Source organism: Hydrogenophaga sp. A37 (assembly GCF_002001205.1).
Lineage (GTDB): Bacteria > Pseudomonadota > Gammaproteobacteria > Burkholderiales > Burkholderiaceae_C > Hydrogenophaga.
Genome location: NZ_MUNZ01000104.1, coordinates 88,178 through 97,816, shown reverse-complemented (window position 1 = coordinate 97,816; position 9,639 = coordinate 88,178). Strand labels below are relative to the sequence as shown.

The 9,639-nt window shown below is 65.4% G+C and carries 9 protein-coding genes and 1 pseudogene; 9 read left to right on the top strand and 1 reads right to left on the bottom strand.

What is annotated here, in order from left to right; translation table 11 throughout:
• Positions 1-81: 81 nt before the first annotated feature.
• The 7 genes and pseudogenes from B0E41_RS12735 (at position 82) to B0E41_RS12710 (ending at position 6,000) form a co-directional block, all read left to right on the top strand.
• Positions 82-2,544 (top strand): DUF802 domain-containing protein, encoded by a 2,463-nt coding sequence (locus B0E41_RS12735; RefSeq protein ID WP_077331527.1) that lies wholly within the window; start codon positions 82-84, stop codon positions 2,542-2,544.
• On the top strand, positions 2,541-3,230 hold the full coding sequence (locus B0E41_RS12730) for an OmpA family protein (protein ID WP_077331526.1): 690 nt from the start codon (positions 2,541-2,543) through the stop codon (positions 3,228-3,230). Before B0E41_RS12735 ends, B0E41_RS12730 begins: the two co-directional genes overlap by 4 nt.
• Positions 3,227-3,757 (top strand): DUF2894 domain-containing protein, encoded by a 531-nt coding sequence (locus B0E41_RS12725; RefSeq protein ID WP_077331525.1) that lies wholly within the window; start codon positions 3,227-3,229, stop codon positions 3,755-3,757. Before B0E41_RS12730 ends, B0E41_RS12725 begins: the two co-directional genes overlap by 4 nt.
• Positions 3,758-4,004: 247 nt before the next feature.
• Entirely contained in the window at positions 4,005-4,406 is a 402-nt protein-coding gene (locus tag B0E41_RS12720; protein ID WP_077331524.1) for a nuclear transport factor 2 family protein, read from the top strand.
• A gap of 78 nt (positions 4,407-4,484) precedes the next feature.
• A pseudogene (locus B0E41_RS27575) lies at positions 4,485-4,844 on the top strand (DUF1428 domain-containing protein); the annotation flags it as partial.
• Complete coding sequence (locus B0E41_RS27350; RefSeq protein ID WP_253194819.1) at positions 4,836-5,225, top strand: DUF1428 domain-containing protein; 390 nt, start codon at positions 4,836-4,838, stop codon at positions 5,223-5,225. The pseudogene B0E41_RS27575 and the gene B0E41_RS27350, both read left to right, overlap by 9 nt.
• 1 nt (position 5,226) lies before the next feature.
• Complete coding sequence (locus B0E41_RS12710) at positions 5,227-6,000, top strand: VOC family protein (protein WP_077331522.1); 774 nt, start codon at positions 5,227-5,229, stop codon at positions 5,998-6,000.
• A 53-nt stretch (positions 6,001-6,053) separates the two neighbouring features.
• Here the strand turns inward: B0E41_RS12710 and B0E41_RS12705 are convergent, their stop codons facing one another.
• The gene (locus B0E41_RS12705; RefSeq protein ID WP_077331521.1) at positions 6,054-7,076 is read right to left on the bottom strand and encodes a LacI family DNA-binding transcriptional regulator; all 1,023 of its coding nucleotides are present in this window, start codon (positions 7,074-7,076) and stop codon (positions 6,054-6,056) included.
• A gap of 360 nt (positions 7,077-7,436) precedes the next feature.
• Here B0E41_RS12705 and B0E41_RS12700 point away from each other — a divergent pair, with 360 nt between their 5' ends.
• The gene (locus B0E41_RS12700) at positions 7,437-8,711 is read left to right on the top strand and encodes an extracellular solute-binding protein (protein ID WP_077331520.1); all 1,275 of its coding nucleotides are present in this window, start codon (positions 7,437-7,439) and stop codon (positions 8,709-8,711) included.
• 31 nt (positions 8,712-8,742) lie between these two features.
• Complete coding sequence (locus B0E41_RS12695) at positions 8,743-9,639, top strand: sugar ABC transporter permease (protein WP_077331519.1); 897 nt, start codon at positions 8,743-8,745, stop codon at positions 9,637-9,639.

Sequence of the window (9,639 nt, the reverse complement as noted above, 5' to 3'; positions counted from 1 at the left end):
GGGCTGGGGTGAGGGGCCGCCCCCGCCCCCAGCGCCAGGCCAACGCCCCACACCGAATCTGAGCCTTTGAAAACACAAACCATGTCGTCTTCCTCCTTCTCCAGCCGGGCCCTGCTCATCGGCGCCTTCCTGCTCGGTCTGTTTGCCATCGCCTGGGTGGGCTTCGGCTTCGTCGGCACCCACAGCTGGCTCGCCCTGGGCATGACCGTGGCCATCGCCGCCGCCTACCTGCTGGGTGCGCAAGAAATCCGCCGCTTCCGCAGCGCCAGCCATGGCCTGGCCCAGGCGCTCGCCCACATCCCGCAGCCGCTGGGCAGCCTGGCCGACTGGCTGGCCCGCGTGCCCGCGCCGCTGCAGAACGCCGTGCGCCAGCGCGTCGAGAGCGGGCGCGGCGCACTGCCCGGCCTGTCGCTCACGCCTTACCTCATCGGCCTGCTGGTCATGCTCGGCATGCTCGGCACCTTCCTCGGCATGGTGGTCACCTTCAAGGGCGCCGTGTTCGCGCTCGAAGGCTCTGCCGATCTGGGCGCCATCCGCGGCGCGCTGGCCGCGCCCATCAAGGGCCTGGGCATTTCGTTCGGCACCTCGGTGGCCGGCGTGGCCAGCTCGGCCATGCTGGGCCTCATGTCGGCCATCGCCCGCCGCGAGCGCATGGATGTGGCCCGCGTGCTGGAGCAACACACCGCCGCCGCGCTGCGCCCCTTCACCGCCGCCTTCATCGCCGCCGAGAACCGCGACCACACCTTCGCCGCCCTGCAGCGCCAGGCCGACGCGCTGCCCCAGGTCGTCACGCAGTTGCAGGCGCTCATGGAGCAGGTCGAGCGCCGCCACCAGCAGCTGGATGAACAGCTCACCGCCCGACAAGACCAGTTCCATCGCGAAGCCGCCGCCGCCTACACCGGCCTCGGCCAGTCGGTGGCGCAGACGCTCAATGACAGCCTGTCGTCCAGCGCCCGCGTGGCCAGCGACAGCATCAAGCCCGTGGTGGAAAACGCCATGGCCGCCATCGCTCAAGAAAGCGCCCGCCTGCACGAGCGCGTGAGCGCGGCGGTGCAGACGCAGCTGACCGGCCTCTCCAGCCAGTTCGCCACCACCACCGGCAGCGTGGCCGAAGGCTGGCAGTCCGCGCTGCAGCACCACGCGCGCACCAGCGAGCAGCTGGTGAGCGGCCTGGGCAACGCCTTGGACCAGTTCAACACCAGCTTCGAAGCCCGCGCCGCCCAGCTGCTGGCCAACGTGCAGCAGGCCACGGCGCAACAGCACAGCGAGCAGGCCCAGTCCGAAGCGCAGAAGCTGGCGGCGTGGACCACCGCGCTGCAAGGCATGGCCAACGGCCTGCAGACCGAATGGCAGCAGGTGGGCGCGCAACACCTCGCGCAGCAGCAGGCCGTCTGCCAGACGCTGGAGCACACCGCCAGCGCCATCCAGCACAGCGCCAGCGAGCAATCCATCCGCAGTGTGGAGAGCGTGGCCCGCCTGCTGGCGCAGAGCGAAGCGCTGGTGCTGGCCCGCACCGAGTCGGAAGCGTTATGGACCGAGCAACACGGCCAGCGCATGGATCAACTCGCCGCGCTCTGGCGCAGCGAACTCAGCGCCCTGCGCACCGAAGAGACCACCCACCTGCAAACCCTGCGCAGCGAAGAAGCCGCGCGCGGCCAAGCCGCCGTGGAGCGCCTCGCCAGCCTGCAAACCGAGCTGGCCGCTCAACTGCAAACCCTGCGCGCCGACGAAGTCAGCCGCCAGCAAGCTACCGCCGAGCAGGCCGCTGCGCTCCACACTGCGATCAGCACCCAGCTGCAAGCGCTGCGCGCCGAAGAAACCACCCACCTGCAAACCCTGCGCAGCGAAGAAGCCGCGCGCGGCCAGGCTGCGGTGCAGCGCCTGGGCGAGCTGCAGGCCGCTGTCACCGAACACCTCGCCACGCTCGGCACCTCGCTCGAAGCGCCCATGTCGCGCTTGTTGGAGACGGCATCCGAGGCGCCCAAGGCCGCGGCCGAAGTCATTGGCCAGCTGCGCGGCGAAATGAGCCGCCTCACCGAGCGCGACAACCTGGCTCTGCAAGAGCGCACCGAGCTGGTGGCGCACATCAGCAGCCTGCTGCAGAACGTGCAGCAGACCACGGGCGAGCAGCGCGCCGCCATCGAATCGCTGGTCGCGTCGGCCACCACCGTGCTCAACCAGACCGGCGCGCAGTTCGCGCAGACCCTGGGTGCCCAGGCCGGTCGGGCCGACGAGCAGACCGCGCAAATGGCCACCAGCGCCGCCGAACTCGCCGCCCTCGGCCAGGCCTTCCAGCAAGGCGTGGCGCTGTTCAGCAGCACCAATGAAAAGCTGGTTGAAGGCCTGCAACGCGTCGAAGGCGCCATCGGGCAGTCCATGGCGCGCAGCGACGAACAGCTCGCCTACTACGTGGCGCAGGCGCGCGAGGTGATCGACCTCAGCATCAGCGCGCAGCAAGGCATCGTGGAAGACATGCGCAGCCTGCGCACGGCCAAGCCCGCCGCCAGCAAAGCCACTGCGCCTGCGCTGGGGGCCGCGACATGAGCAGTAGCGTGGACGACACCGCCATCGACGACGGCCTGGGCGAAACCGCACCCGTCTGGGCTGTGTTCGGCGACCTCATGTCCGGCGTGGTCGGCGCATTCGTGCTCATCCTCATCGGCGTGCTGCTGGTGCAGATGGACCTGGTGAGCAGCCTGCAGTCCGAGATCGCCAAACGCCAGCAGGAAGAAGCCCGCCGCATGGCGCTGGAAAAAGCGCTCGCCATTCCGCTGCAAAGCGGTCGCGTCACGCTCAACAACGGCCGCATCGGCATCAGCGGCAGCGTGCTGTTCGACTTCAACTCCGATCAGCTGCGCCCCGAAGGCCAGCAGCTGCTCAAGAGCCTGGTGCTACCGCTGGAGGTGTACCTCGGTGAGCGCGACGAGATGCTCATGGTGAGCGGCTTCACCGACGACAAGACCATCGTCAAAGGTCCGAACCAGCGCTACGAAGACAACCTGGAACTCTCGGCCCAGCGCGCGCTCACTGTGACGCGCACGCTCGTCAAAGAAGGCATGCCGCGTCAGCGTGTGTTCAGCGCCGCCTTCGGTGCCGAACAACCCGTGGCGAGCAACGCTGACGAGGCCGGCCGCGCGCTCAACCGCCGCGTGGAAATGGCCCCCGTGCCCCGCGCCACGCCCGCGCCGAGCACGGCGGTGCCCGTGGCCGCACCAAGCGCCAAGCCATGAGCACCCCGCCCACCGGCCCGGCGGCGCATCCACTCCCTCCCCCGCTGGGGGAGGGCAGGGGTGGGGGCGGATGTTCGACTGCCTCCTCGGCGCACAGCCCCCATCCCAGCCTTCCCCCAGCGGGGGAAGGAGCCAGCCCAACACAGCGCGCGACACCCTCACCCCTGGTGGCCCTCAACGCCCACATCGCCCAAGCCAGCCAGGCCGCAGCGGGCGGACAAAGCCCCGGCGCAGGCCAGTGGCCCGAACTGCGCAGCGCCCAGCGCTTCCGCGAAACCTGGGAACGCCTGGGTGCCGAAGAGGCCGTCGTGAAGGCCACGCACCGCGCGCCTGAAAACGCCGGTCCGCTCAACTCCCACATGCTCGTGCTGCGCACGCTCGGCCTCATGAGCGAGCTCTCGCCGCACTACCTGCGGCGCTTTCTCTCGCACGCCGAAACCCTGCTCTGGCTGGAGCAGGCGCAGGGGCAGCTCAAGGCGCCGGTGGGCAAGGGCAAGGCTGTGAAGGCGGCGCGCCAGAAGCCGTGATGCCCTCGGAGCTGTAGGCCAGCGAACAGGTCGCAGGCCGTCGGGACCGGGGGCTTTTTGTGTGTTGGCGCACAGATCAGCAACCGGCAGAGAGGGACACTGTGCGCTGGCTGTTCGCCCGTCGGGCGAGGCCCGGCGTTCCTGGTTTCGTGCGCAGCACGTGGCCGGCGAACAGATGCCCTGTGCGCCGACGGCTGCGCCGCCTGCAGCACCGGGTGCGACAGCTCAAGACGGAAAGGAGTCAGCGATGCCCTCTTCACCCCGCAAGGCTTTGGTGGCGCTGGAGACGAAGTTCTGGCAATCCATGGTCGATCAGCACACGGATACCTCGCTGGAGATGCTCGCTGAGCCGGCGCTGATGGTCAGCGCGCACGGGGCCATGAAATTCGATCACGCGGGCTACCGGAAGATGGCCGAGCAGGGGTCGATGATCGTGAGCTCCTTCGAGCTCAGTGACATGGAAGTGGTGTTCCCGAACGAAACCACGGCCATCCTCACCTACCACGTCAGGCAGGGTGTCTCCGCGCGCAGCGGAGGCAGCAAGGCCTTTCAAGAAATGAACGACACCTCCACCTGGATCCAGACTGGGCAGGGGTGGAAGTGCGTCATGCACACCGAATGCCCGGCGCATACCGAAGCTGCCCACTGACCTTGCAGCCGATCGACTCGCCACCCTCAAACCGCGCGGCGGGCAGACCCTGCCCGCGCACCCCTCCGGAGAACCACCATGTCTTATATCGACGGCTTCGTGATCGCCGTTCCCAACAAGAACCAGCAGCAATTCATTCACCACGCCCGTCAGGTGGACAGCGCGTTCATCGACCACGGTGCGACCCGGGTGGTCGAGTGCTGGGGGGCCGATGTGCCCAAAGGCAAGACCACCGACTTCCAGGGCGCTGTGGCGGCCCAGGACGGCGAGACCGTCGCTTTCTCCTGGATCGAATGGCCCGACAAGGCCACGAGGGATGAGGTGATGGGCCAGATGGACGACATGGGCAAGACCGACGAGCGCTTTGACCCGGCCAAGCATCCGATGCCCTTCGACGGCAAGCGGATGATCTACGGCGGCTTCGAGCCGATCGTCGAACAAGGCAGCGAGGCCACCGACAGCTACGTCCAGGGCTTCGTCCTACCGGTCCCGGCAGGCAAGCGCGAGGACTACCGCAAGCTGGCCGAAGACGCATGGGTGATGTTCAAGGACTACGGTGCGCTGCGGGTGGTTGAAGCTTGGGGCGACGATGTGCCCGAAGGCAAGGTCACCGACTTTCGCCGCGCCGTGAAGGCCGGGCCGGACGAGAAGGTCGTGTTCTCGTTCATGGAATGGCCCTCGCGCGAAGTCTGCGACGCCGCTCACGACAAGATGATCAAAGACGATCGCATGAAGCCACCGGAGGGTATGGACTGGCCGTTCGACGCTCAGCGGATGATCTTTGGCGGTTTCAACCGCATCGTGACCCTGGAGAAGTGACATGGGCAACCCCAAGGGCGATTTCATCTGGTACGAGTTGCTGACCACCGACGCCGACGCCGCACAGCGCTTTTATGGTGCTGTGATCGGCTGGAAGGCGAGCGACAGCGGCCAGCCGGGCATGGACTACCGCATCCTCGACGCCGGCGACGGCCAGGCGGGCGGCCTGATGCAGATCAACGATCAGATGCCCGGAGCGAAACCGGTCTGGCTCGGCTATGTCGCTGTGCCCGACGTGGCCGCCGCGGTCGCCGACTGGACTGCGGCCGGTGGCAGCGTGCAGATGCCCATGATGGACATCCCGAACGTGGGGCGCATGGCGATGCTCGCCGATCCGGACGGCGTGCCGCTGTACGTGATGCGCGGCTCGGTCGATGCGGTCAGCACGGCCTTTCGCGTCGCCGATGCGGGCCATGCGCGCTGGAATGAAATCGCCGTGCAGGACGACCAAAAATCACTCGCGTTCTACCAGGAGCGCTTCGGCTGGACCGTGGTCGACACCATGCCGATGGGCGAGCTGGGCGACTACCACCTGCTGGCCGCCAACGGCGTGCGCATCGGCGCATTGATGCGCAGCCCGGCCGGCCAGGAGCCGCGCTGGCTCTTCTACTTCGGGGTCGGTGACATCGATGCGGCGATGGGGCAGATTCTGACCAATGGAGGCCAGGTGCTCAACGGCCCGCACCAGATTCCCGGCGGCGAATACAGCCTCCAGGCGCTCGACCCGCAAGGCGCTGCCTTTGGCATCGTCGGTCCGCGGATGGCGCAGTCGTGACCAGGCAACCCTGAGTCAGAGACTGATCCCGGCCGTGGCGCCGGGTTCTCCGGTCAGGCGCCGCCACTGCGCACCGGGCCGGTGGAGGTGCGCACCACCAGCACCGGGTCGGGCACCTGCACGATGGTGGGCTCGTGCGTCGGGTTTTCGATCAGGTCCAGCAGCAGGTTGATGGAGATGGTGGCCACCTGCTCAATGCCCAGAGCCACCGTGGTGAGCGCGGGGCGCATGTCCTTGGCCAGCTGGATGTCGGTGACACCGATGAGCGAGATGTCTTGCGGAATGCGGATGCCCCGGTCGGCCAGCGCCTGCGAGGTGCCATAGGCCATCAAGTCGTTGGTACAAAAAATGGCGGTGAGATCGGGGTGCTGCTCCAGCAGCGACACCGCCGCGTCGTGGCCACCGGCCACGGTGTCACTCACGTTGCGGATGACCGCGTCTGACAGCGCCACGCCAGCCGCGTGCAGCGCATCGCGAAAACCTTCGAGCCGCCCGACCTGCATGCCTTCCAGGCCACAACCCACAATCACGCCAATGCGCCGGTGGCCCAGCGTCAGCAGGTGCTGGCCGGCAATCTCACCAGCGCGGTGGAAGTTCACCACCACATGCGGGATCTGGTCGGCCAGGTCCACCTTTTCTTCGGACGCCAGCACGATGGGGGAGCGGCGCGTTTTCAGCTCGTTGATATCGTCGGCACTGATACCGGTGTGCAGCACCAGCACGCCATCGGCCAGCGTGCCGGCGATCTGGTGCAGGTAGGCGCGGCCAATGTCGGGGCGCTCGTCGGTGTTGCACACCATGAGGAAGTAGTTGCGGTGCCGCGCCACGCGCTCGGCCACGCGCACGAACTCGGGGTAGAACGGGTTGTTGATGTCGGGCAACACCAGCGCCACCATGGACGACTTGCCCTCGGCCAGCGCACGTGCCATGAGGTTGGGCCGGTAGCCGGTGGCGGCGATGGCTTCCTGCACCTTTTGCACGGTGGCAGGCTTCACCTTCTGCGTGTTGCGCAGCACGTTGGAGACGGTGGCGGTGGTGACACCGGCCAGGCGGGCGACATCACTCAGGGTGGCCATGTGCGCTGCAACTTCATGTGAATTGGCATCAATTGATGCGTTTTTTTGAAACTGGGACTTACCCTAGGACTCGGTTTATTTGTCTGCACCCGTAGATATACTCCAAAAATGGCCGAATTTAACCGCTTAAATTCTAATCTTTAGGGTGTTACAGAGGAGCTTCCGGGATGTCGCTCTCTTGGTCAGTCAATAAACGCGGGCCGAGTCGGCCTGAAAATTTAACCGCTTAAATTTTGGAAAGGATGCCCGTCGCACCACCGTCTATCACACGCATACCGGAGACAACAAGCCCAGCGTGCCCGTGTTCTACCGGCCGCCACTTGCCACCCATTCATTGACACAGAGACAGGAAAACAAGCCATGAACTTCGCGAAACGCAGCACCCTCGGCACCATGATCGGTCTGGCCCTGAGCACCTCCGGCCTGATGGCCAGCCACACCGCCCACGCGGGTGAAGTCAGCATCTGGGCCTGGGACCCGAACTTCAACATCGCCATCATGCAAGAGGCGGCCAAGCGTTACACCGCCAAGCACCCTGGCGTGACCTTCAAGATCGCCGACATGGCCAAGGCCGATCTGGAGCAAAAACTGCAGACCACCCTGGCCTCGGGCGTCACCAAGACCCTGCCCGACATCGTCCTGGTGGAAGACTACAACGCACCCAAGTACCTGCGCTCCTTCCCCGGTGCCTTCGAACCCCTGTCCGGCAAGGTGGACCACAAGGGCTTTGCCAACTACAAGGTCAACCTGATGACCATGGGCGGCAAGGTGTACGGCCTGCCCTTTGACACCGGTACCACCGGCATGTACTACCGCACCGACCTGATCAAGCAGGCCGGCTTCAGCGACAAGGACATGCAGAACATCACCTGGGACCGCTATATTGAGATCGGCAAGCAGGTCGAAGCCAAGACCGGCAAGAAGATGTTTGCCATGGACCCGCAAGACATTGCCAGCATCCGCATCATGATGCAGTCCGCCGGCCGCTGGTACTTTGACAAGGACGGCAAGCTCGACATCAAGAACAACCCCGCCCTTAAGGCCGCCCTGGAAACCCAGGCCAAGTTCATGAAGGCCGGCATCTACAAACCCACCTCGGGTTGGGGCGAGTGGGTCGGTGCCTTGAACAAGGGCGATGTGGCGTCGGTGGTCACCGGTGTATGGATCACCGGCTCGGTCAAGGCCGAAGCCAGCCAGGCGGGCAAATGGGCCGTGGCCGCCACCCCCCGCCTGAATGTGCCGGGCGCCGTGAACGCATCCAACCTGGGTGGCTCCAGCTGGTACGTGCTGGCCGCAGGCAAAGAGAAAGCTGCCGCAGCGGACTTCCTGAACGAGGTGTACGCCAAGGATGTGGACTTCTACCAAAACATTCTGCAGTCCCGCGGTGCCGTGGGCTCCCTGTTGGCATCGCGCAGCGGCAAAGCCTATTCCGAAGCCGACCCCTTCTTCGGTGGCGCCAAGGTGTGGCAACAGTTCAGCGACTGGATGGGCAAGGTGCCCAGCGTGAACTACGGCATCTACACCGCCGAAGGTGACGCTGCTGTGGCGGCACAGCTGCCTGCTCTGGCGCAAGGTCTTCCCGTCGAAAAGGCGCTGGAAAACATCCACAACCAGCTCGCCTCGCAAATCAAGTAAGCACACGGCAACACTGCACCAAAGGAGCACCATGGCGGCCAAGCCTGCGACCAGCTACCGGCGTTTTTACGACGTCAATGGCTGGCTCTTTGTGTCCATCGCGCTGGGGTTGATCGGGGTCTTCATGGCCTACCCGATCGTCCGGTCGCTGTGGATGTCCCTGCACGCCGGGCAGGGAACGGTGGTGGAGTTCGTAGGCGTGGGCAACGTGGTGCGTCTGGCCAGTGATCCGGTCTTTCTGAAGGCATTGCAAAACACCTGCATCTTTCTGGTGATCCAGGTGCCCATCATGCTGTTGCTGGCGTTGGTCATGGCCAGTTGCCTGAACATGCCGAACCTGCGCTTTCGCGGGCTGTTGCGCACGGCGGTGTTTCTGCCCTGCGTGACGTCGCTCGTGGCGTATTCGGTGGTGTTCAAAAGCATGTTTTCGTACGACGGCCTGGTCAACCATGGCCTGGCCTGGCTGGGCCTCATCAGCGAGCCCATCCCCTGGCTCAACGATCCGTTCTGGTCCAAGGTGGTCATCATCATCGCCATCACCTGGCGCTGGACGGGCTACAACATGATCTTCTATCTCGCGGCGATGCAAAACATCGACAAGTCGATCTACGAGGCCGCCCGCATCGATGGCATTTCGGCCTACCGCCGCTTTGTCTCCATCACCATTCCCAATCTCAAGCCGGTGATCCTGTTCACCACGGTCACCTCCACCATCGGCACGCTGCAGTTGTTTGATGAACCCATGAACATCACCACCGTGGGCACCGTGTTCTCCGACAACACGCTCACGCTGTCCATGTACATCTACAACCTGTCGTTCAAATTCGTGCCCAACTTCGGTTACGCCGCCACGGTGTCTTACGTCATCGTGCTGCTGGTCGCCGCGCTGGCTGCCATCCAGTTTTATGCCGCTCGGGAGCGCAACTGA